Raw genomic sequence first — 25,295 nt, 5'->3', positions numbered from 1 at the left:
ATAGTGAAGATGTTCTGATTGCTCTTCACACTGAAGTATCTTCACTTGCTCTATTCCGAGGAGCACTTGTTTCGAAAACTTTTAACTTGTTATTCATTGGCCGCCCCAGTACGGCGTTACTCTTCACTAAATCACCGTACACACGCAATTCCATTTTTATATGGGCTAGTATATTTTATTATCGTTTTACCCCATTGGAATATCTAAGTAATCAACTGCTGTATCTCATTTACTAAGCACTGTTTCTTGATATAGAAGAAAAGACTTCCTATAAGGAAGCCTTTGAAGAGCGTCTTTTAATGTAATTGGGTTCTATCTACCGTTTGAAAGTAAGGAATAAAATTAATAGGTTCATTCCAATCCCCAATTTTAAATCCAATAGATAGTTTATTCTCTGTTGCAGTCTCGCGTTTTTCTGGTCTAAATGATAAGCCTACGACTTTAAACACATTAGGACCTTTATTTAAATAACGTTCGGGTTCTTTCATGAAAAAATTCCTTTCTGTTCATGATTTTATAATTGAGAAATCATTGTTATTATTACAGTTTTCCTAGAACTATATGAATCTTTCTTATATGTAATACAAATATATTTACCTCAGTGTCTCATGATAGACTCATTAATTGTGTGCTTATATATATTTGTATTTTATTCTAGGTATTCAGAAAAGACAACCCTATAAAAAGGGTTACCTTAGCTCTTTTGTCTAGGCCTTACTTTGTATTATTCACTACACACTGCAGTAAACAACTTTACTTCGTAAAGTTCCTAGACAAATAATAAACATTATCTCTGGATTTTTTCTGTACTCAAATGATTCATAATCTGAAGCTACTTTCTCAATGAAAATCTTCTAGGAACTCACGTTCCTTATGAAGACTCCATTCTATCAACTACTGACTGATTTTTAGAAGTTCCTTTAAATACTTTTGCATATTGGGATTTGTTGCATATACGTAACAACCATTTATGCCACGTGACAGTAAGACATAATAGATTTTCTGGATAGACTATAATTCTTACTTTTTCAAAATCATAGCTTCCATCTTCTTCACCCGTATAATTACAATCAATTTCCTCTCCAAAGATCACGCCTACATAATTTAGATCTGCACCTTGAGTTGTGTGAATACAGCCTATTTCTTCAACACTATTTTCTTGATTAATCCAACCTATTGTTCTAGAGTTCCAGTTAAATGTGTCACCTGTGATAGGATCACTTATATCATATAAATTATTATCCTTTTGTGTTGCCCATTCCCAAGAATAGCCCGCAATCACTCGACATAGTTTATGGGTCTTATTTAGTTTCTTTATCCCCTTGTGTAATTCCGAAATGGAATCCATCACTCTAAAGTCATAACCTTTTAGTAATCCTTTTTCATAAACAGGGACATCTGAAGCCATTTGCAGATATTTTCTCAACCATGCTAAATATTGATCCCCTGACTTCAACCTGAACTGTTTACGTAGTACATGTCTACGATAATCTGTTGTCTTTTCTTTAAAATGGTCGGAGTCTATATCAGCTGGACGAATAGTTTGATACTGATCATATACAACGGTTAGATGATGAGCGTAGTTTGATATCAGATCTAATTCGGTTGTAAACCCATCCGAAGTGATTAGATGTTTTAAATCTCTCGCTTGCTTCCCAAAATACTGTTTTAGCCGATGTGCTTCATCCACAAAAACATACTTATATTTTGTATCCCTACCTTTAGCCTTCTTAATAAAGTGTGAAGGAGATAACACTGTAATTCCATGTAAACCAACTTTACGAATTAAATCTTTATATAAGCCTAATGAGTGGTTTTGTGGAATGACGAGTGCGATGTCTTCCCGTTCTAATCCTTCACGGTCCTTACCTGTTGTTTGATCATATACGAGTGTATATAGAAGATTCGTTAAAACTACTGTTTTACCTGTACCTGGATCTCCAGCAATCAGATGTCTACTTTTAGATGTACTTAGCACTGTATCTAAGATGTCACGGCTAATATCAATTTGATTGGCAGTGAGCTCCTTAAAAGGTGAGTATTTATAGATAAACTTATTATGTATCTCTTTTAATGGTTCACTAGCAATCCCTTCATGAATTAGTTTTTTCCATATGGTTACGAACATATCGTTTACATTTTCAATTCCATTATAAGAGTGAATATTCTGGCCTTTAATCTTATTCAGTAAGTTGAACTGGGCATCTGCTAGCAAGTAATCAATCAAGAGTGTTTCAATGTGTTTGATGGAGCTCTCATTAAATAGAGCACTTTTGATAATCGTAATGTCAGTAAATGTTTTACTAATATCTTTTAAATGTGTAGAAAAACGACCATATATGTCTGTAGATTTTCCTACATAGAGATTTTTCTTGTCTCTTTGGATATACACAACTGGAACTGTGTCTATATCAAAGTCTTTAACATCAAAATGTTCAAATTCCTTTCGTGTTTTCTTAAGCATTTCAAATGAATACAGTTTCCCTGCGAGTATCATAACTAACACGTCACTTTCATTATTATATTCAAGACATTCAACTCGGTGCTTCTATAATCAGTAGTATATATCTCTCTTCTTTGCCTACTTCTCGATACCATACATCTGACATAGTTCATCTAAATTTATCTCAATACCAATAGCCTTTAATTTCTCATGTCGATCGTCAAATAGTTTTCTTAATATGTTCTCTTTATCTTCGTCTGTTCCATGATGGATCTGACGATGACACGTTGGACATAATGCTAGAAGTTGGGATGCTCGATCCAAACTAACATTAAAATTCCTTTGATATTTCATGGGTACAAGATGATGAACTTCCAGATATCTTTCTCCTGTAACTTTCGAAGTAAACGAAACATGTGTTTCATCGAAGGCACACTTGAATTTAGATAAACGAAGCGCCTTAGCGGCAACTTGAGCATCTCTTGGCCAGCGTTCTTTTTGGGTCTGATCAATAACAGGTTCTGGTTTTGGAAGTGGAGTATCCTCCGTCTCTATATCCTCCATACTATTCTTTTCGGCTTTCTTTACCTTTTCATCAAGTATCGATTGCACTCTATTTTGAAAGTCTTCTTCTTGTTGCTGCTCTTCTTCTAAAAATTGGCCATCATCACTTAACAATAGGTAATCATTAAATTGGTCTAGCGTTCTTTCACCGATCATATATGCGATCTCTTTATATGTAATCAGTAATTCTTTAAGGTCGCTAATAAGTTCCTTTGAACTAGGTAAGTTGTTGGCACTATAAAAACGTCCAAAAATATGACCCTTTTCATAGCCCTCTGCTAGCCATCCTTGTCCTCTTAACGTAATGGCTTCTGCAGTCATATGATCTGGAGTAAAGTTCAACTTCTTTTGAATTATATTTGCAGTCGTCCGGATTTTTTTCCGTCCCAGTTTGGTCTGATACTTTTCCTTAAAATATGTCCAGCCTTGGTTTAAGGAAATATACACACCGCTCATATCTGCTTTAAACAAATAAACAATGTAATAACCTTTTGTAGCTGTTGTGGTAATATCTCTATTAAAAATTGAAATCCACGGTATTTCGGCCCATCGTCCGTTTCCAACGGAGCCCTTGATATAGAGATGGTCTTGATTTAAATTTGCTTCATTAATAATGATATCTTTAAATATACTGCGTACGTGGTCACCCATCTTATGGTTCTCAAACAATGACAATCTTGCTTCCTGGTAATGATCGAGTATGTATTGTATCGCCTCTCTAATGTGTAGCTCACCTGTTCTTTCGTTAGTGTTTTCTGTTTCTAATCGATTTTCAATAAGCTCTGACACATGAATCACCTCAGTCACGTTGTTATGATTATTATCATACCAGGTTGTTCCATAAAATTGAAACATGTGCTTTCCTAAATGAATAGATAGAAATTTGCTCGATATTGAAAACTCTTTACAAGCTATTTCAATGAATTCAAATCTACTAACCCCCATGTATTACAATTAAACTTTTGAGTTAAAACGAAAAGAGATTGCCCAAGAGTTTAAAAAAATTCAAGGGAAATCTCTTATTAGATCTTATTTATGAAGGGTTTAATATAAACTCTATTGCCCTATTCGTTGGCAGCTACGTCCAATATATTTGCTGCTTTTAATCTATAGGACATTACCCGATTCTTGCCTGCTGCTTTTGCCTCATACATAGCTTCATCTGCCTGTTTGATTAAAAGGTCGGCTGGTACACTTGGGTCATACATTCGATAGCCGATGCTAGCTGTAGTGATTGTTTCCTTTTCGATACGGGATCTCATTCGTTCCGTGATCTCTTCCATATCAACGTCGAGACTTTGAATAAGTAAAACCATCTCCTCTCCACCATATCGTCCAGCCACACCTATGCCCTGAACCTCTTCCTTAAAAATAGTAGCCACTTGCTTAAGTACTTCATCCCCTACTTTATGTCCTTTGGTATCATTCAATCTTTTAAAGTTATCGATATCACAGAATATAACATTCACTGGAATACTCCGATCCACACAGCCATTGATATACTTAGTAAAATACCTTCTATTAAATAGCCCAGTGAGTGAATCTGTAATTGCGGAAACGTACGAGCTTTGCATGATGATCAATGAATGCTCAATCAGGTTTACCAATAAAAAAGTGAACGAACTGACTTCAAAAATAATATTGAGCATGTAAAAAGATCCATGCAACGAAGGCACGATACTTATAGCTATGGAGAGCAGTAGAGAAGCTAGAAATAATCCAGAAGCCATATAAATGGATTTACCTCTTCCTAACTTATCCCCATATAAAATCATCATCGTTACGATCGATAAAATGGCTATGATATGTCCGAGTATAGGAGCAAACAAACCCGTGAGAATCACGACAATGGTTGGAACTATAAAAATGAGTTGAAGTTTAAAGTTTTCTTTGTTATGTATCCGGTAGAAGCCATAAAGAAATATAATGAACGTACTTTTTACTATGATGTTAAAGAAAGAAGAGATTGCATGTGATTCTATTCCTACAGTGGTGGCAACTAAACTGAAGATCAGTATTATCCCATTGAACGCAAGATAACCTAGCGTGATTTTAGATAAGAACATATATGATTTTCTTTTCCGCTTTTCAAGTAATTGCCTCGATAAAACCCAAGACAATATTAATATTGGAAAAAGCAGAAGTGATGCAATGAAGCTCCCTTGAATACCAACAAAAAAATCAAAAATACTCATAAGTCTTGCACATCCTTTTTATTGATAGAAATTATCAAACCAGTCACGATGTAATTTCGTTGGGTTTTTGAAATATTGAACCCACATATATAACCATTCGTTTTTGCCTTCTTTGCTTGATCTCCATTTCTGTCTCTGTGCTATTACAAATGGAATAAAAACGGGTGCCCATAGAATGCTTCCACTTAAAATAAAATACAACATTCCCTTTGGCGTATTTAAGATCGGATCCCAAGCATCATGCTGAGCATCTAGGCCTTTTGCTTTGGCCCAGCAGAAGAGGATGACATAAAGGACAAACCCACATACGACATAAAAAGCAGGTATTACAAATTGAAGATTAAAGACGAACAAAAGCAGTATCACAGATAAAAGCAATAATACTTTGTTGTGCTTTCTCATAGTTCACCTCCCATATTGTTAAAGAAATAAAAAAACGCGAACTATCCCTAAGGACGTTCGCGTGCTTCGCGTTAGCATATTTAATTGTTCTCATTATACAACAACCTCTCTTGTTGCTCAATCATTCTCTGTTTATTCTTAGTGAAAGAGGTCGCCATTTATGCACTAATGATTTGGTATCTGGTTAAATTTCTATGTTGTCAGCAGGGTACATGATTCTTTTTTCAAATAATTACATCCTATTATAAGCCATATTAACTAAAGCACACTGGACAATTACAGTAGAGTTCAATCAATTCACATCAAGTGCTTTTCGCAGAGCCATATCGGCTTTATCCAAACTATCGTTAGCATTTTCAATAGCATTTTTTATTTTGGCAAGGTTCAATATATCCTTCCAGTTACTTTTGATATCTTTGGTTATCTCTTTAAGAACATCTGTAGCATCTGTTTTCAGATTTGTTAACCCATCCACATCCGAAAAATTGCGTAGAGACATTCGATTTGCAAAAGATGAGATCTTCTCAGCCATTGCTCTATTTGATAGAGTTGAGGACAATTGGTCAATCACTTCCGATTCCTTTGCAGCTTCTTTTAGATGGAATAGATAATCTTTGATAGGTTGGTATGCATTATTCGTTTTTTCCATCAGTAGTATAGCATCCATATATGTGAGCTTTTCATTTGGATTGGAACGAAGCGCGTAAATGCCAAAATCACTTAGTGTTTTACCCTGCTCCATACTGTCTACATGCATTACACGTTTTAGTATGGATGCTGCATCTACAGTTGTTACTGGCTCATCCGGATTGACTACTTCATCCTTTAATACTAATCCTACATGTATTGAATATTGGAGAATCTCTTTAAACTGCTCATCCTGACTTAATTCATAGAATGACTTTGCCAGAAGCACGGCTTTAATTTCAGGGAAGAGAACAATCAGGAGGCTCTTTAACAGTTGCTCTTTGGTGATTAGCTGCTCTGGATGAAACTCTCCTTGGAGAATCCCTAATTCTTTGCTCTTGCTTTTAACGTAATTTTTCAAGGGATCAATGGATAAATTAGAAGCTTCAGTTTGAACCCACATCCCTTTATGTTCTTCTTTAGCCTTAGATTCTAGTTGTTCAAATAGACCTTCCCAGCGTGTATTAGGTGCAATCGCCATAGACCGAGCAAATCCGTTGGAGACGAGAGCTGCATTGAAGAATATGCCCTCTTCTAGGTATACATAAGCAAGTACTCTACCATAGGGATCATCTGTCTGGTCCCGAGATACATAAACTGTTTTACCTATCAGTTGATCTTTAGTGTATTTTGAAGCTTCTGGGCCATAAAATTGGATAGGCCCATTTAGGACCTCTGGGGTATCAACACCAATTAAACGAAACACAGCTTGCTTGCCGGCACTTGTCCCATCTGTATATTGCCCGACAAAAGTATCACCATCTTTTACACGTGTGACCTTAATCTTTTCCAGTGGAGTAGAGTTGATGGTCACGGTTTGATTTTTACTCAACCACCCGACCGTGGTACCCATACTCTCACTAATAAAACGAAGGGGCACATAGGTAACATTATCAATCATGACGGGGGCTTGACGCAGTTTTAATGATTCCCCATTCACTGTGGCCTCTTTCTTCCCAATGACCAGATATACGCTTCGTTCTCCCTTTGTAGCTTCAATGGAGTGATTATCTTTGTTCCATTCAATAGCTGCACCTAACCTCTCAAATATCGTCCTCATGGGAACTAATGTATTTCCATTTATCATTTTTGGATAAACATCAAAATGTAGTTTTTCTCCATCTACATACACTGATATTTCCTTCTCCACAGCTGCGGCGCTCATTTGTAATGGTGAGGATAACGAAGTTATCGCAACGATAGAACTAATCATTAGTTTTTTGAACATCTTTTTTCCTCCTAAGCAAAAAAAAGAACGCACAACTCCTAGGAGTTTGCGCGTTCTTCGTCGCTTCATATATTTGATTACGCTTATTATATACAAAATAATGTAAGCTGATCAAGCATATATCAGTTGTATAATAACCGTGCACAGCGTATCTCTCATGGTATGATTCTATATCATCACAAATACTTATTATCCAATAAATCGATGAGATCGTCTCCGAAGATTCAATTAACTCAATTTTTGAATCAGTGTTGTCTGATCTAATTTTTCTATAATAGATTCCAGATCAATTGTTACATCTACCATATTTCTAAGATGAAATGCTGCTTTATTATGGCCTAATATGGCAAGTACTAGTGTTCCATTTTTCTTCGCTCGTTTAATAGCAGGTACGAAATCTGCATCTCCAGAAAAAACAACAACATAATCGTACTTATATACAGAGAATTGATAAAGATCCAAACAGATCAATACATCAACCCCTTTTTCAATATAGATATCCTTCTGGATATCACATGTACCGCGATACACATTAATCCCATCATGTTCTAGCGCTTGCAAGAACTTATGCCTTTTATTATATCTAATCTCATCCGCATGCTTAGGTGGTAAAGCTCCATAGAAATTAAAATCCGTTGACATCTTCAAACCGTAGTTAGCTTTCAAATATTCTTCAACTACTTCATAGAATTTTCGCCACGAACGTATGCCTTTGATACCTAATTCAAGTAACTGATAAATAGCATTGCTTTCATCAATGAGAATTGCACTTTTGAGACGTATCCCTACTGGTCTCATGATCTTCAACCTACGGACTTTCTATTCTTAGAGATTCTAAGAAGATCCATGAGTGGCAAACCTAGACACTCCGATATCTGAAGTAAATGCTCTTCTTTTGGAAATCGCACATCTCGTTCCCAGGCTGAAATTGTGGTTTTATCTACGCCCATTTTTAAGGCTAACTGTTGCTGAGAGTACCTTTTTGATAGCCTTTTAAGTTTAAGGTCTGCTGCAATTGTTGTGATTGGTTTAATTTTCTGTACGTTCATAACATTCACCTCTGGTTCATTTGTTTAGCTGGATAATTTGTTGGGTTAGAAACCTAACCACCTCAAACTCTTGCTCCTTCATCTAATCGTTGAGTTGCGCCCGCATAAAGTACAGTTCACACAAAAAAGCACCGCTAGACGTCTTCAATCGACGTAGCGGTGCTTCCACTTATTTAATATTTGATTACCGTAAGTATATCATAGCCGTTTGGATAATATAAGGATCAATTAACAAATGAATAACTGGAAGTATCGATAAAAAGCTCTCCAGTGTATTTCCTGCTCCTTGTCTGAGCAAGATAGGTATATAAGTGCCTTTCTCAATGAGGGGCTTACTAGCTTGCCTGAATTTAAATTGAAAGCTACATATATGTTACTTGTATTTAGGGGTCAAGATATTGATGTTTTAAGTTTATGTTCTGATCTGGAAGTTAGTTTCATATCTTTTAGGTGATGGAGTTATTTTAAAACATATTAAAACCATTTCAAAACACCATCAATTAATACCTTATCTTAATGCATTTATTTAACACCATAGATTAAAACCTTTAGTTAATACCTTTTTATAGGCCAAAAAAAACGAATGAAACCCTTGATATATAAGGCTTCTAACATAAGCTTCATTTTCGAAAGAATAGACTAAAAGCTGAATACACTCTGCTGTAAGCTATGTCCACGAACCAACAAAACTTATCAACGTTTAGCCTAAAGTAATCCCTACTCTAATAAACGATATACCATTTGAAGAATTCATAATCAACAACGAGTATCACTTTATCAAAGATGATAAACACGTTATCCACAGGTATTTTATACAGTTAGTATTTAATTAGATGAAATATTTAGGATTGATTACTCTCTCGAAAGAAAACTCCTTAATGATTGTAAGTATTATTCATTTTATCTCATGACAAATAGCAGTCACTCTACGATTTGTAGAAGTCACTGCATTAAAATTTAGATGAATTAGGATTCAAAACAACTTAAAGAAGCCTAACTTTGGTTTCAAATTAGACCAATTAAACTACATTATTTTTTTGTTTTGAGATGAATTTTTCGATCTCAAGTTTTATCTCTAGAATAGGTGCGGGTAAGGTTTTTATCTGATAATAACGTTGAGCGAACCATTCAGGGTTTTGTCTAAAGCGACTAAGCCAGCAGTTATGTAGCAGACGAAGCTTATCCCAAATCTCGCGTTGTTGTTCCTCTGCTGTGACAATCAGATCTTGATTCAACTCTGAGAGTGCATCATTAACAAAAAGCTGAGTTTCTGCCATGTGTTTCTTCTGGTGTACTACTTCAAGGTCCATGGATAGCTGTACTGCATACTTCAGCTCGGCTGATTCCATCACAGACCGAAAGTAGGCACTGATCTCATCTAATTCATTCTTATCATCATTAACAATATACTCAGAGTCTTCTCGGTATATCATATTGAAGAAGGTTTGAGAGCGCATCTTATTTAGCTGAATATTAAACAGAGCTGTGTCAAAGATCTCAGTGGCATATTCATAGCCAAATTTAGCATAGTAGTCTTCCATAACTTTTGCGATCTGCCACACTGCTTTGCGTGATAGAAAGTCACAACAAAAACGATGCTTTTTAAGCTGTTTAAAGACCCACAGCTCAGCACCCTCAGAATAGACTTCCCCCATATCGATCCATTTTTGATGAACATGGAGTACTTGATAGTTTTCTGTATGTATTTTAATTTTCAGATACTTGGAAGCTTGGATAAGAATGTTTTTCGCTTCCTTAGGCGTTCGAATATTAAGAAGCCCAGTTGGACCATAAAGATCATTAATATAACCCCAGCGAAAGTTTCCGGGGATGTAGATCAATTCTTTACCGACATAATGGAGAACAAACCGTTGAACATTGCGATCTTCAGATAGGAACTCATCGCAATTGAAAAATGCAAAGTTCTTCGCATAGAGGTTTTCTTGGGAAGGCTCTGCTTGATCTCGAACAAAGACGTATCGATTAAAGAACAGGTTTCCAGAATCATTGTAGTGAACAATGCCCTCAAACTCTAACTTATTAAGAAGGATTCGGATACGGTATGTGGAGGTGCCCATACGTTTTGCAAGTGCTGTTATGGGAAGCGGAACTTCCCCACCATATGCACAAATTGTACCGAGCAGCAATTTAAGTTTGAATAACAAACGAGTATCATTGTGGAGTGTCCGTGCATCAAATAGATCAGGATGGTGTTTCATAGTGTGCCGCTCCTTAAATCCAACCGAAAAATGGTATGGGAAATAAGAGGTTTTGGCTTTTTTTTCTGAAAAAGACATGCTATAATTGAGGCATATCCATTTAAGAAGCAAGACCAAGACCCGATTTCTCGAATTCTATCTAAATGCCAGGTCGCCAAACTTAGCCATTTAGTAGAACTTTGTGGTTGGGTTCTTTTTTTATGCTGATTTTTATTTCGACAGTTAATTTCGAGCAATTCGTTTATGTATTAATAGATCTTCTAAGCTTTAAGCAATTATAGCACCGAAAAAATTGATGGTAAATAGAGGTAAGTTGAGCGGAGATTTGGGGGATTTATGGAATATCCCTTGAAGTATAAGGTCTATCAATAGAGCGGAGATTTGGAGAATTATTTCTGAACCCCTACTCAAACAGTGTTTTTTGGGAATAATAGATAAAAAAAATTATTTTCTCATCTATACAGCGGAAATTTGGAGAAGTTTATCTAACTATTTAACACCATTAGCGATTTATATATTGAATTATCCAAGTTAAGCGGAGATTTGGGGAATTATTCACTGTTTTACACTTCAAAAACTAGTTTTTTTCCCCCAACTGTCTTTAAAATAAAGATAGAAATGCGAACTTCGCTTATATTGAGCGGAGATTTAGGTAAGAAACCTTTTTCCAGCGGAGATATGGGGATTTTTTTAGGATCGAGCGGAGATTTGGAGTAATTTTTGTACCATTTTAAAAAATTCCCCCAAGTTTTGAGCGGAGATTTGGGGGAAATAAAAATAGAGTTAGTTATCTAACTCTATTGAGTGAATATTAGAAGGGTAAGGTCAGTTGCTCTGGCTCATTCATAAAATGATTGATTTGTTGATTCCCTAGCAAATCCTCAGCTTCGTAAGGTTTGACCGGGAGAAAAGTAATGTGAAAAACATCTTTCTTTCGTACATATGACTCAACGGTGACTCCATGGTTAACAAAGTCATTTAAACACTCTTCAATAAATGAGAGATTGATATCTTTCCTTTTACTGCGAAATTGTATTTTGTGGATAAAGTATGTGTAATCGAATTCAGCAGTATATCCTTGCTGGCGTAAGTAACAAAGAAATCTTTCCTTCTGCAAAGGGAAGATTAAATGCTCCGACATCCGATTTTCGAAATGAATTAACTTATCACTGTACGCACGAACGACCTGGCCCATCATGTAATTTTGGTGAATATCCTCTGCGATAGTGATCTCTGCCATTTCCCCGTCACCGAATTCAGTAATATGCAATCGATCGAAAATACCAAATACGAGTGTTTCATTATCCGAGATAACATTAAATTTAACGTTAGCGAGTTTAGTCAAACGGCTCTTTACGGAAAGATAGTTACTTTTATTATCAGAACCATGAGTTCTTCTCACTAAATCCCCGATCGTTACGTATATTTTGCGCTCTTCGAAAAATAGTTTACGATCTCGCATAGAGAGTACAGCTCTAAACAATTTTGAATCTGTTTCATCGATGGCACGTAAAATTTGGTCTTCATTAATGATTTCTTGATTCACAAGTGTCAGTAATGAATAATTCTCATCAGGTTGATATTCACTGATATAATGTAACTTGTTATCTATGATTACACTTTTCTTGGTTAATTTCATACGTGACCATCCTGGATTTACAGCGGCATGATCCGTATATACCAGAGGTTGATCAATGATAATTTTGTTGATGTTCCCGTCGAAATTTTTTATAAGTATGTCTGCGATGATTACAATCGTATCTGATTTAATTGCCTTTTTTATTTGTAAAGGCGTCTTGTCTTTAATATATAGGTAATCAATGAGTCTTGACGTTTTGTCATTTGCCCATGTTTTGACTTCTTGGACTCGTTTTGCATTTAACTCCTCTAGCGTATTAACTTCATAAATTTTTATGAATTGCTCCATGCCATACATCTCAATGAGTTCATTGGCAAGGTCAAGTTCCTTGACGACTTCAACACGCTTGTTTTTTACTTTAGATATATTTGAAAGCTCTTGAAGAGACTTGAGCCATCGTTTCTTTGTTTTTTGAAGTTCTTTAAATGTATTCCTTCTTACCTCATGTATGTTGGCAGGTGTGAGCTCAGAAGAAATGATGTCATGCAGGAAATCCCTGATGTTTCCTTCATTAAGTTTATTATAGAGCTCTTCACATCTAAGGCCTAACTCATCAACAACTTGATTGATAAAATATTGCGGTATATGCTCTTCCATCAAAGCTACTCACCTCCAGCACTATCATAACATAGAAACTCTTGGATTATATATTGGAATAAAAATCAATATAGTTCCCAGTTTTTGGTTCCAAAATACGATTCGATGTAGTCAAAGAGCCTCACAGACACTCAATGTTTGAATATAATAGCTATTCACACTTTGGGTCCTTTCTGAAAAGTAGTTTCTTTGAACTTACCGCTGTAACTGTCACTAATTTTCATCATATCGATCCATAAAAAATCAATATAAATCCTAAGGGAACCAAAGCTGAAAGACACCTTCTATTGTAGTTGCGAGAAGAGATTGGAGTTATGGAAGTACTAATCAAAAAGTAAAGGAAAACGGTATAACGTCTTATTTCTAATTGATTGCTCCACCTATATTTGTACAATCACTTTCAATTTTTTATTTTACTAATAATATATAATCTTAGATGAATTAACCCATATAGAAACTCTTTTTAGGAGAACAAATAAATCATACTGACATGGCTATAGGAAGAGAATATATTGGACACTTCATATATGTCTTGCACGTTTTATTGCCTTTAGTCCAGATAACTGAGAGTTTAGAAATAAGAGGCGACCAACAAATTGGTCGCCCCTCCTACAAATTTTGCTATGTAACCGCATGTAAATCCTCTTTAGTGCGACTTCAAATGGTATTGCATTATGGTGTGTGAATCGTATATCAAACTCAAATACCTTAACCTGGTTTTGTTTTATGAGTAGTGAACACTCCTAACAAAACAATCTACTTCATTCTTAGAATAGTTGCATCTACTAGGGTATTGGATGTCTCCAAAGCAACGTTACTTATTAACCTCATCATTAGCCTCAATATTCTTGAAAACTTCTTCAATCTCAGCCTTCCGAACAATACTACTTGTTGTTTGGTACTCTTCATAGAGTTCAGTATAGTGATTTAATCGTTCTAGCTGAGCCTTCTCTATTTCAGACAACGACTCTTCGTTATATTGCTGATATTGTGTTTCCAACTCAGTATACTTCAATTGCAATTCTTCTTTTTCAACAATACTATCCGTTAGATAATATAGTCGAAGTATCTTTGCCATTAGTGTTTTTGTTTCAATTAGTTTGTTAACAGATGAGCTATTTTCCATGTGAATCCCTCCTATATTAATATCATATCACAGACTAATTTCTCCCACAAAAACAAAAAAAGCCTAAGCAAATTTGCTTAGGCTTCTTCTTAATTAGTAAACGGTCCTACCTTCAGTAATGCTCGATAGACGCATGGTTTCTGACTCGATGTCTTTTTTTTTTTTCGTGCAATATAGTGTACTGCCATAACTAAATGCTCAAGTTCACTTTTATGTATAAACAATTTTTGCAATCGTTCTTCACATTCAGCCTTAATGACTATATTCGTAGAATTTATATATAGATAGTATGTTCTGTATATTAATTCTTTAAGTTCATCTATTTCTCTCGTAATTGATTTAGTTTCATTCATTATATGCACACCTCGGAAAAGTTATTGGTGAGACGTATTGGGCGTATGTACCTTAATGCACACACGCCATAAAGAAACCATTCACTTCTTCTCATCTTTGCCACCAACAAGTTTTTGGTATTCCTCATCAATGGCTTTTAAGTCAGTATCTGTTGCTTTGCTTAGAGCATTTTTTGCCAAATACGTTAAACCGTTAAACCCTGCAAGCACAGAGGTACCGACAATTTTAGCATAACCAGCTGGTTCAAAGAAGGAGAATGCTGCAAGTGCTGCTGCTCCACCGATGAAAAAATCAACTAGCAGGCCAGGAACAAAAAAACGTTTTTTACCCACCTTTTTAACGTAGGGTAGTAAAGTACCACCTTCCATTTTAGACGCAACAGCCAGATTCGTCATACCTCCGACGAGAAAAGCAATTAATAATTCCATCAGAATCTCTCCTTTATAATTGGATAAATAAAAAAACCACCAAAATGTAGTGTGATTTACACTCATCCTGGTGGGATACATTTAAAAGTCTCAACAAAAAAGGCCAGAACAACAACCGATTCTAAAATTAAGACACAAGTAAAAAACTCGAGTCAATAGATCCAATAGATCTTTAGAATGCGGATAGTCGCCTGACCTTCCGAAAGTTTTTAAGATATAAGTAAATGATATACCTCTATTATACTTCATATGATAAATAATTTCTACATAAAAATAACGTGTTATTAAACTTTAGACCTTGTCCCAACTGCTATGATTGTCAACAACTTTTAATCTGGTTAGTATCTTCATTAGCAATAAAATAATAGAAAAATTTAGTAAGGGTTACTTGATTATAGGTCGTGATCTAGTATTCTTTAGACAGATCCTAATATTTCATACTTATACTAACCGTCTAAAAATCTTTTATAAATACTCAACTGCAAAAAAGCCGCCAATATTGACGACTTAATTGCTATACTAAGGTGTTCTTACTCGTTTTCATCAGATTCCCTAATTAGTATAGGTTCAATGGACTCCCATTCACAGGCCAATGACATATACATGAATCTCCAGTGAATGAGCATCAGCACAAGAGTTGATTTGTATGAGAGCATAGATCTTGTTCTCTAAGTGAGTGTACACTTGTTCAACCTTTGCACACGAAATGGTCAACACATAGATTTTGTATCAATTATTCTGTTTGACAAAAGGCTTAAAAGTGAGACTCCCCCAGCAACATGTGGTTAACTGCAGAGTGACTTTTGCATACAGTCCTGTGGAGGCAAAGTAATCAAAAAGATTAAGAAATTCATTGTACTCTTCCGTTATTGTATAACAATAACACCTTAAGGATGAATTGCTACATTTAAGCTCTATCCCATCACGTAATGAAGGTCAAAAACTAGAATAGAGGTCAGGAATAACCTGTTCAAGGTTATTCATAATCATCCCAGAAAAATGGTCTCTGATCTCCTACTTTTACAACGACTCTAGTGTCATCGGGATTACTGGTGACGTCATCCATCCATAAACCCACGTTAGGATTTCCATTCTTCCATTCTTGAAGTAACTCAGGATCAATTACATTCTTTACGCTCTCGTGATTAAGATCGATATCAGAGTCCTCTGTCTGAAAAAACAACTTGAAGCGTAGCTTCAATTCAGGTGCAGGATACAACATTTCTGATGAGAGAATAATAGAAGTTGTGGTGACGATCGAAACATATTTCAAAATTTTCAAAGTTTCTATGACTATCTTTTCAATTACTGGATCTACATCATGACGAAGTAATTCTTTTGGTAACTCAACGACTAGTAACATTTGTTGAGGATCATCCATTTGACAGGTCATGCTCCAGAAAGACCAAGCAGCAGTTAGAAAGGATAGTGCCTGTTCATAAACACTCCCCGTAGCTTCAATGTAATATCTTTTTCCGTGATCCTTCAATTGAACCCAAGGGATCTTTCCGATCTTTAACTGGTGATCCATAAGCAATTCTTTATAGATCACATCATCGCTAAGAGACTCAATAGCTCTCTTGTAACCTTGTAGTGGTCCCTCAATATGCGGTTTAAAACTAATGGGTGGCAATAGTTGGCTTCGTGGGACATCTAGTATCTTTGCCAACAGGTTGAAATAAGAGTTCGAAAAAAAGTGTCTGGTTTCAATAAATACACTTCGATCCTCGAAGAATTCAGGTGGATCGGGATAGCCTTCCACCCATGGAATAGACTCAATTGTACATGCCTCGCCAAGCTGAGGAGCCTCTGTTGAAATCATAAAAACTGCCTGAGGATCTCGCTTGCTAATTTCATTCGTGATATGGGAAACAAGCTGCCTACGTGGTGAGAGTGTTTTATCGCCTATAATTGCTAGTTCAGCTTGATTATATTGCCACCATGCCCAAGCCATTTCTCCATCTCCATAGTAGTAATTTCCCATGACTAAAGGTTTTTGAATGCTTTTATTCATAAATGCCTCCTACAATAAAAAAACACCGCCAATCCATAAGGGTATCCTTAAGATGACGGTGCTTCCGTTTAATTGTGTATTTGATTAACTTCATTATAAATGATACAAAACTGTTTCACAATGCAGACAGATCTTCTAATGTGTACCGTTAGGAGTATAGTCATCATATGAGCTCTTACTCGCGTCGTAGTACATTACATCTCCATCCTCTAGAAGGAATTGAACTCCATACGGATCAGTGATCTTGTGGTCACGCGAACCATCTGTACCGTCATAACCCTCCATGTCCCACCATTGGTTGTTCAATGGACCATGAATATATTGAAGATATGGATTATTCAAATCTGCATTTCGAATGGTCTCAATGTTGAAGTTGACCGTGATATAACCGTTTTTTAAGAAGATAGGTGACTTTTCATCCAATCTATTCTTTTTACCATACGTTGCTAAATCGGTTCCAGCCGGTACAACATATACAGCAGCAGGTAAACTATATTCACCATACCATTGTTGAACCGATGCATTTACTCGCGCTGGTGTGGCGTTTGCATTGTTTGGGCGGTCAAATGTATTAATGAAGGTCCGAAGTGGCGAAGGCAGGACCTGAACATCATATCCTCCAACATACGTGGCTTCTTTAGCACGTTTTAGATATGAATTCAAATACTGATTTCGCGTCACTGACCAGCCTGTATTCAGATCATAAACGGATCCGGCAGAATTCACGATATCTGCATAAGGTACATTTCGAAGTCTAGTGTTAAGTGTAATGTTCCTACGCTCTACATCTGCACTCGATCCGATCTTAACAAATTTCTGTTTGTCTGAATGATAATACAGATCAACAGGTATCCGTTTAGCGGTTGTACTCGCATTATTATCCTGGAAGTAGAATGTTGGTGTGATTCGGATAGCATCCTTATCTCCATACATATTTCCCTTCGTCTTCAGATCAAACTTGAAATGGTAACCGGTCTTTACCGCAACGCTTTTAAAGTTCGCTAATGGATGACTTCCTCTCCGAATAGGCAATTGATAAGGAGAGAATGAACCGTTCGATCCCCCATCAATCCCTTTAATGCCGACCCAATAGGATGTCCCTTTTGAAGTACTGCTGCCTTTTGCTGTCCGGAATACAGTTTCCCAATTCGGGTCCGCAATATCAGTTACTCTGAAATCATACACACGTCCAATAACCTGTACAGGAACTGTATTTACAGCAACATGATTCACAAGGTTAAGGTTAGCCTTGTCCTCCCATGTAAATCCGGTGGCTGGTGAATTTTCAGCAAAGGATCTATAGGACACAGTATAATTTCCTTCTTCTACCCATAAGGGTAAATAGAATGCTTTCTCGATCTGACTTACAGGGACATCAATCCATGTGTTCGCAGGATAGAATGTAGATTTGTCAGCTGTATACACATCGAATTCAAAGAGAACCTGCTTGAGTTTGATGTACTTTGCGTAATCCCTGTTGCCATAACCAAGTATGTTTCGGTGCTGCCCACTTGTAGGAAGACTTACAGTGAATGGACGATCTAAAATAAAGGCACGACGTGACGCATCGGGCTTTGTCCGCTGATTGTGCTCTTTGTCGTCTGATGCATTGGAATAGATAACTGTTGGAGTATGTACTGTAACAGTGTTGATTCCATTGATCGGTAACACTTTGTTTGCACCACCGTTGATGTTGCCAGGCAACAAGTCGTAGTAGATGTCACCGGAACTAGTGGTATTTAGATCATTAAGCAATGTTTTACTAATCATGTTATTTGGCTTATACAGAACATCTCGTCCAATGGTTGTTGGATTAGGGATGTTTGATGGAGTTGGACCATCTTTAGTAGCTTCAGCATCGTCCATAACCTTAGTACTGTTAAAATTCACAAGGTCATTGTTTACTTTACTTTGTGGCGTGTTTGATTCAGCCATTCCTTTTAAACGTCCCGTGTCATCAGGTACATCTGGTGGAGAATTCAATCCCCCTGTTAATTTTGGTGGTGTATACGAAATTGCAGCTGTTGGTGCTGGTCGTACATGACTTTCCACTGCTTCATCATTTTTAGATTCAAGCGTCGGTGGTGTGTAGCCAGCAGGTGTCATGGTTACCTTTTTACCTGGAAGAGCGTAATTCTCCATGGTTGCTTTAGCAATTTTGTATACTTCAAGATTGTTGATCTTCCAGTAAGAATAGTCTCTTGTAATCTGGAAGTTGTAAGGTTTAGGTACTGTATCCCCTGTTTTCACCGGAGGTCCTGGTGAACAAGCTCCTCTAGGTGGACAAATTTCTGGACCAGGTATAGTCCATTCTCTTACATAGGATATCGTTACGTTACAATCATACGTTGTTTTACCACTCATTTTTGCCCAAGCTTGTTTGAACAGATAGTTGTCTGCGAATGCATTAGTGTAAAGTGATTCAGATGTCGGGATCCCTTTTAGCACATCGAATTTCTCAGCGTCCCTATTGTCTGCTTTAATTACTCCATTCGCATTTGGATCCAGATCACTCATGTTCATCGTAGTTCCCTGGGAAGGTGGTCCGATGTTTGGGGTGCAGGATCCTCCTCCGCCCCCAGTGTCATCATCTCCTCCACCACCGGGTTCTTCTTCTACTCCGACATTTGTTGTGGTTGTTAACTGAAAGTCATCCTTCTCCCACAATACTGTTATAGTTGTTGTTCCTTTAGCTACAGCTGTCACGAGTCCAGAAGATCCTACTGTCGCCACTGAAGGGTTGGAAGAGGTCCAGGTTGTTTTACCATTGCCGCTGTTGACATTCGTTTCAGCACCGAAGCTTCCATCACCAGTTTTGGTCTTCACAGTTGCATTTAACTGTTTTCGATCATTGATCTCGAGTTGCCCACCGTTTGTGAGATTGATTTCTTTAGTGATTTCAGCTAATGCTTTCCAGTATAGATCTGTGTTGAATCGATAGTCAGCATTCCATTTGGGCGGATTATATTCTTCCGTTTTTATAGGTGGAATTGCTCCACCAATTTGAGTGGTGAATTTAGTTTTACGACCAGTAAATGATTCAACAGAAACTAAAATGGGGAGTCCTGGATAATAATAGCTTGTATTATCCATGTAGTGAGGCTCATTAGATTTATCAGTTATTTCCGCAAACGAATGAGGTTCACCTGATTTATCAAAGTACTCAGTCGGTATATAAACATCTTTATTTAAATTTAGGTCGACACAGATTGTTGAAGATACCGGAAGGTTTTTTGTACTATCGTTTTCTAGTTCGATGTCATTGCACTGACCATCAACTTTCCATCTTAGGCTATCAATCTGGTAAATATAGACACCAATGTTTGTTTTTTTTGTCCCTTCAACAGGGATAACCTTTTTTTGTAACTTCGCAGGTGTAGAAGGCTCCATATGGAATGTTTTCAATTCTGGTTTAATCCCTGGCCCCCCACCTGCATGGACTTGTCCTACTGATGATACAAATACTACAAGTGACAGCACGAAAATAATCACTTTATTAATAGATGTTTTTTGCCCCAAACCTTATCCCCTCTAATCTGTGGCTATTACGCTGTAGGTAGGACCTTCTTTAGTCACAAGGCTGACAGCAGAAATCAACTTTTTATCGAAATGTAAAAGTCCTACACTCCAGTAAACTGGATCATTAACAGCAAATACACCTCTATTTTTCGTGACATCATTAATACTAGGTCCAGCAAATGCAGCAAATGCATCTGAATTTGGAGAAGTCATAGGATTAATTGTTGGTGAATTAAGCAAACTTCCAGCTTGAAGTGCATTCATGGTAGCACTTTTCACATTCAATTCAACTTCTGCAAAAGAAAAGTATGCTCCCCGTAAAAGAGTAAATCCTTCATCCACAAAGGCAGGATAATAAATACTTCTTTCAGCCCCCTTAGCAAAGGTATTAACAATAATCCAATTCTTTATCTTAAGATCAGCATAATTGGTATCCGTGATAATATTTTTATTGCGAACCTTCGAGAATTCGTCTGTAACCTTGCTGTAATCAATTGAAAGTGAAACCCTATCCTTTGGTGTCTTCTTATATTTAGGCGCAATAATATTAATGTTTGTTCCAGTCAAACCAACTTGGCGAAGTTCATTTAAACCCTTGTAGTTGGAAGGTTTAGTTTTTGCCACAGTGTTATAACGCGTAATCAATACAGCAACCTCAGCTCGAGTTGTCGTCCGATCTGCTCCAAACATTTTGTCATTATAAACACTCATTAACCCGGTTCCCATGGCTACAGCTACAGCATTTTTTTGAGATGTAGCAAGATTACCAGTAAAGTATTCTTTAGCAGGTATAACCGTGTTTTTTACGTCAGATAGGGCTTGTTTGTAGTCTAAATCTACTGTAGCTAAACCTTGAGTCAACCAAATTGCCATTTCACCACGTTTGAGAGAGGCTTTTGCATCCAGTTTTCCTTGGTAGCTTGTAGGGTTGATAAAGCCTTTTTGTATAGCAGCGGAAACCCCACCTTTTGCCCACTCAGGAACATCCGTGAAATTATTAATTCCTGGGCTAGAAGCATTGGGCTGATCTGAGAGTCTACCAAGGATGCTAGCCATTTCAGCCTTAGTTACAGGTGAGCTTGGTTTGAACGTTCCGTCTGTGTACCCTTTAAAATAGCCTTGTTCCACAGCTGAGTTGATAGCTCCAGCGGCCCAGTGTGTAGAAGGAACGTCTTTGAATTTCAGGGTAGTTTGAGCTGCCTCTACCGAGCTCCCTACACCTCCTACACCTACAACGCCCCCAGTCAACAAAGCTAAAGCAGTAACTCCTGAAATAAACATCTTCTTCATTAATTTTTTCCTCCATCATTAAATTATTTTCAACTGAGTGATATATGAACTCAGCTCCTGTTCCTTCAATCATATTAGAAGTCAAAAAGGAACGCGAATATTGAACAATATAATTTTATATCGGAAGAAATGGATATCTTTATTATATTTTAGAATATTTACAACACTACTCACCCCTTTCAAATCCAAACAAAAAAAGCACGCAAAATGCCTGATGGCATTAAGCGTGCTTCGCTTTTGTGACCTTTGATAAAAGATCATATTTGATTTAATTATACTTAATATAAAGGGTAAGGGTGTATATTGTCAACCACATAGACTGAGACCTCTGCAAGAGCCTGATATTGTGTGAATTGTGCTATGGTTTCAATTCACGCACTCATATAAAGTACGACAAGGAACAAATCCGTTGTACTATGTTGTTCAAAATGTTTCAATCCACGCACTCATATAGAGTACGGCGTATCTCCGTATGACAGTAAGCGGTGTGTCTAGGGGTTTCAATCCACGCACTCATATAGAGTACGGCTACTAAAAATGACGTAATACAAGCATAATAAAAGAAATTAATAACGTGCTTCTGTGTTATTGTAATGAGAATAATCATATATTATTACCAAAAGGCAACAAATAACATCGTTTCGACAAAATTCGAGGTGCGAGTCTTCCAGGAAAATCATGTGTACTTGGCATTCGCACCTCAAATTTAGTTTCGACAGTAAAACCTGATCTCCTTTATTGGTAATAAATCATCTTATATACACCCATGGCATAGATCCACTGTTGAAAAATATAACTACGAGTTATCAATCAGGGATCTAAGTGAGAGGCTGAAATTTATATATGTAGTATATCTTCCATATTTAAATGAAATTCTTTCATCAAATCTACTACTTACCTTCTCCACTTTGTCTGGACCGATCTTAATTTCTACTAATAACTTATTTGCTCCCTCGCGTACCTTTTATATTATAATGACAAATCCTAATAGAAGCTAATCAAAAAGCATACCTAATGGACAAACACATTAAGTATGCCTCACTATAACTAATTTCTATTACCAACAGTACAGTCAAGTGGAATATATCCATTACTTGCAGCATCCTTTTCTGAAGAGAAAACCTCTTCCGTAGTGAATGAGGAAGTACATGAATTCCTGGAATAATAATACTTACGGCCATTAGCTATAATCCCATTATAAATAGGCTTTTTCACAACACGGCTTCCACCCAAAGCGTAATTATTATAGTATTTTTCGCCCATTGGCATGCCTTGAACAAAAGAGAGTACTCCGACATCATTAATGGTATTGTTCCATTCTTCTTGACTGATGAGGGGCAATGTAAAGGTGTAGGCTACACCGTTGCGTTTCGCAAAGTTATTGTACATATTAATATAGTGTTCCAAATCTTTCTGAATCGGATTGACAATAGATGCCCTTCTAACTTGATCAAACGTACTTGCGTCATTTAATAGTGGTATAGATGCAGTACCTGCAATCTCTCCGCGGAATCCTTCGAACCATTGTTGGTCCGTATTACGATTTACCGTGACAAAATCATCAAGTGTAAACCCAAACGTGTTTCCGTTCTGATCAGAGTGAGCATAGGGTTTCTTAGGGCTCCAAACATGCTTAAGTTCTTTTTCCCCAGTAGCATTCGTAAATTCGTCCATATAGTAAACGTAGTAACCGTCATAACCAACAATAAGGATAACAGGTACGTAGCTATTGATTACACCTTGACCGGCCGAATTATCAAAAACATCAAAGTTCAAGTAGAGTGAATTGAAGAACGTTTGCACTGCCTCTTCTTTATTGATTCTAAGTCGTTTTTGAAACTCATACTGAGATTCAGCGCCTTGTGAACCATTGATAATAAGGGCTTTGGCTGCGTCCTGGGTTGCAGTATCCATGGCATGGTTATAACGCGTCTCAAGAATTACATTCTGCCGATTATGCGTTACATTGATATTATTAATAATGAAATAAGGAAGTAAAATGAGAACGAACACTAGCGTGAGATTAGTTGTAATCTTCATTGAGGACCATTCCTCCATAAGGGATGACAATCTTTTCATTCGGAGTATTGATGGTCCCAGTAAGGACATCGTTAATGAGGGTTCCAGATGTACGGTTCGTGTTCTTAACCACTACGGAGAAAAAATCTCCCGTCGCTAACTTATAAACACGAGTCGGACTTTCAGTATTCTCGGTCGAGTTCCTTGGAAAAAGCTTGTCATTAATCTGAGCATTATAAAAGGATTCGTAATTGACATTAAATCCACCCAAATAATCCCCTGCATCATTATATATTGGGTCGTAACGCTTATGGCGATGTTCCATTTGGATGTCGTATGTATTTGTGGTTAGTGCCATTTGATCAACAAATTCATTATACATCGTTGGAGTAATGTAACCTTTATCTCTAACAGAATCTACAAACTGAGTCACAGAATTCAAGACCACAATTTCAGAGATGTCATCCTGCTTATTTAACCCAGATGAAATCGGCCATAAAAAGATAAGTACGAGGGCCACTACAACCATAAAGACTTTTAAAAAGGGATTACCCATCCTCTACATCCTTTCTCTAATTAAATCTTAATAATATCAGGTCGCCCTTTGTATCTCGAACGTATGTAGGAGTATAGTTTTTATTTACATTAATTCCTGAAACATTAACCTCCGTTGGATCCAATGTTTTGTAGTAAGTAACACCATCTACTATGATATCAACGCCGATGTCTTTAATTTTAAATATGGATTGTCTAACTTCGGCACCAGAAACCTTATAAGAGGTAGGTATTTTCAAAGTTGAAGTAATACTTTTGTCAGACTGGGACGTCATTTTGTAAGTCATATCATTCGTATCGGAAACAGTTTTAAAGAAAAACAGAAATATTGTTAGAGCAGTAATGAACATAAGTGCTGCAACGCTCATATACAAAGCAGATCTTGTATTCTCACCTAATCCCATAATAATCACCCTTAATTACTTGAAAGGGGACGACTTGAGTAAGTCTATCCCCAGTCAGTGATTTAATTAGTTTTGTGTAAAAATGATACCGCGAATAACGTTACTGTTGTCTTTGATCAGTTGAGCTTTGAATTTTCCGGACGGATTAACGTAATCATTGTTTGCTTCATCCATAGCTTTAGCAAGAGTTCCTGCTGGCGTACCTGTACCAATCGAACCGTAACCCTGACCACCTACTGGCACAGTTGTGTTCACTGTTTTGAAGTACCAAGAGCCAGTTGGATTTTTACCAGTGATTACTTGGATACCGAATTCACCTTTGTCTTGGAACTTTCTAAGTGCATTGATTGCTTGGCTACCAGAAACCGTGGTGCCATCATAGACAGTGTATGCTGTTTGAGAAAGCTCTGTTTGGATATCTGCGAAACTTGTTTGTGCAGTTTTGGTGGCGTCTTGAGCAGAAATAAACAAAATTACAGCTGTAGTGATCAGTGCGATTGCCAGGAAAAGTCCCGCAGCCATTTTTAAAGCGCTTTGTGCATTACCCATTTTTAATAATCCCC

18 protein-coding genes and 1 pseudogene are annotated in these 25,295 nt (G+C 36.9%); all 19 read right to left on the bottom strand.

The features are described from left to right. Positions 1 to 296: 296 nt before the first annotated feature. Positions 297 to 488, bottom strand: coding sequence for a hypothetical protein (locus F0220_RS31310; RefSeq protein WP_100526639.1), 192 nt, complete (start codon positions 486 to 488; stop codon positions 297 to 299). A 406-nt stretch (positions 489 to 894) separates the two neighbouring features. Further along, positions 895 to 2,497: pseudogene (locus F0220_RS31305) on the bottom strand (DNA/RNA helicase domain-containing protein). 84 nt (positions 2,498 to 2,581) lie between these two features. Beyond that, the gene (locus tag F0220_RS31300; protein WP_223200030.1) at positions 2,582 to 3,814 is read right to left on the bottom strand and encodes an MrcB family domain-containing protein; all 1,233 of its coding nucleotides are present in this window, start codon (positions 3,812 to 3,814) and stop codon (positions 2,582 to 2,584) included. A 257-nt stretch (positions 3,815 to 4,071) separates the two neighbouring features. Then, on the bottom strand, positions 4,072 to 5,202 hold the full coding sequence (locus F0220_RS31295) for a GGDEF domain-containing protein (RefSeq protein WP_149847072.1): 1,131 nt from the start codon (positions 5,200 to 5,202) through the stop codon (positions 4,072 to 4,074). A gap of 18 nt (positions 5,203 to 5,220) precedes the next feature. Next, a complete protein-coding gene (locus F0220_RS31290; protein ID WP_149847071.1) occupies positions 5,221 to 5,604 on the bottom strand; it encodes a hypothetical protein in 384 nt (127 codons plus the stop codon). Between the two features lie 292 nt (positions 5,605 to 5,896). Continuing rightward, positions 5,897 to 7,519 carry a stalk domain-containing protein gene (locus tag F0220_RS31285; RefSeq protein ID WP_188310566.1) on the bottom strand — a complete coding sequence of 541 codons (1,623 nt, stop codon included), beginning with the start codon at positions 7,517 to 7,519 and terminating at the stop codon, positions 5,897 to 5,899. A gap of 228 nt (positions 7,520 to 7,747) precedes the next feature. Beyond that, positions 7,748 to 8,317 carry an NYN domain-containing protein gene (locus F0220_RS31280; protein ID WP_149847069.1) on the bottom strand — a complete coding sequence of 190 codons (570 nt, stop codon included), beginning with the start codon at positions 8,315 to 8,317 and terminating at the stop codon, positions 7,748 to 7,750. Between the two features lie 5 nt (positions 8,318 to 8,322). Further along, positions 8,323 to 8,469: a helix-turn-helix domain-containing protein gene (locus F0220_RS33505; protein WP_411157713.1), complete on the bottom strand. Its 147-nt coding sequence runs from the start codon at positions 8,467 to 8,469 to the stop codon at positions 8,323 to 8,325. A gap of 1,118 nt (positions 8,470 to 9,587) precedes the next feature. After that, positions 9,588 to 10,865, bottom strand: coding sequence for a hypothetical protein (locus F0220_RS31270; RefSeq protein WP_223200029.1), 1,278 nt, complete (start codon positions 10,863 to 10,865; stop codon positions 9,588 to 9,590). Positions 10,866 to 11,598: 733 nt separating this feature from the next. Then, positions 11,599 to 13,023: a hypothetical protein gene (locus F0220_RS31265; protein ID WP_223200063.1), complete on the bottom strand. Its 1,425-nt coding sequence runs from the start codon at positions 13,021 to 13,023 to the stop codon at positions 11,599 to 11,601. Positions 13,024 to 13,837: 814 nt separating this feature from the next. After that, on the bottom strand, positions 13,838 to 14,149 hold the full coding sequence (locus tag F0220_RS31260) for a hypothetical protein (RefSeq protein ID WP_100526647.1): 312 nt from the start codon (positions 14,147 to 14,149) through the stop codon (positions 13,838 to 13,840). A 434-nt stretch (positions 14,150 to 14,583) separates the two neighbouring features. Next, the gene (locus F0220_RS31255) at positions 14,584 to 14,931 is read right to left on the bottom strand and encodes a DUF4257 domain-containing protein (protein ID WP_188310565.1); all 348 of its coding nucleotides are present in this window, start codon (positions 14,929 to 14,931) and stop codon (positions 14,584 to 14,586) included. 976 nt (positions 14,932 to 15,907) lie between these two features. Then, the gene (locus F0220_RS31250) at positions 15,908 to 16,945 is read right to left on the bottom strand and encodes a hypothetical protein (protein WP_149847067.1); all 1,038 of its coding nucleotides are present in this window, start codon (positions 16,943 to 16,945) and stop codon (positions 15,908 to 15,910) included. A 135-nt stretch (positions 16,946 to 17,080) separates the two neighbouring features. Next, positions 17,081 to 20,464 (bottom strand): DUF5704 domain-containing protein, encoded by a 3,384-nt coding sequence (locus F0220_RS31245; protein ID WP_223200028.1) that lies wholly within the window; start codon positions 20,462 to 20,464, stop codon positions 17,081 to 17,083. Positions 20,465 to 20,476: 12 nt separating this feature from the next. Then, positions 20,477 to 21,754, bottom strand: a complete 1,278-nt coding sequence (locus F0220_RS31240) for an S-layer homology domain-containing protein (protein WP_149847066.1) — start codon at positions 21,752 to 21,754, stop codon at positions 20,477 to 20,479. Positions 21,755 to 22,801: 1,047 nt separating this feature from the next. Next, complete coding sequence (locus F0220_RS31235; protein WP_091036726.1) at positions 22,802 to 23,794, bottom strand: hypothetical protein; 993 nt, start codon at positions 23,792 to 23,794, stop codon at positions 22,802 to 22,804. Beyond that, on the bottom strand, positions 23,778 to 24,329 hold the full coding sequence (locus F0220_RS31230) for a hypothetical protein (protein WP_149847065.1): 552 nt from the start codon (positions 24,327 to 24,329) through the stop codon (positions 23,778 to 23,780). Before F0220_RS31230 ends, F0220_RS31235 begins: the two co-directional genes overlap by 17 nt. Before the next feature lie 16 nt (positions 24,330 to 24,345). Further along, entirely contained in the window at positions 24,346 to 24,732 is a 387-nt protein-coding gene (locus F0220_RS31225) for a hypothetical protein (protein WP_091036730.1), read from the bottom strand. Between the two features lie 66 nt (positions 24,733 to 24,798). After that, positions 24,799 to 25,281, bottom strand: a complete 483-nt coding sequence (locus tag F0220_RS31220; RefSeq protein WP_091036734.1) for an ABC transporter permease — start codon at positions 25,279 to 25,281, stop codon at positions 24,799 to 24,801. Positions 25,282 to 25,295 lie beyond the last annotated feature (14 nt).

It is taken from the genome of Paenibacillus sp. 37 (assembly GCF_008386395.1).
GTDB lineage: Bacteria > Bacillota > Bacilli > Paenibacillales > Paenibacillaceae > Paenibacillus > Paenibacillus amylolyticus_B.
The sequence above is the reverse complement of the archived record's forward strand: the minus strand, read 5'-3'. Positions and strand labels throughout refer to the sequence as shown.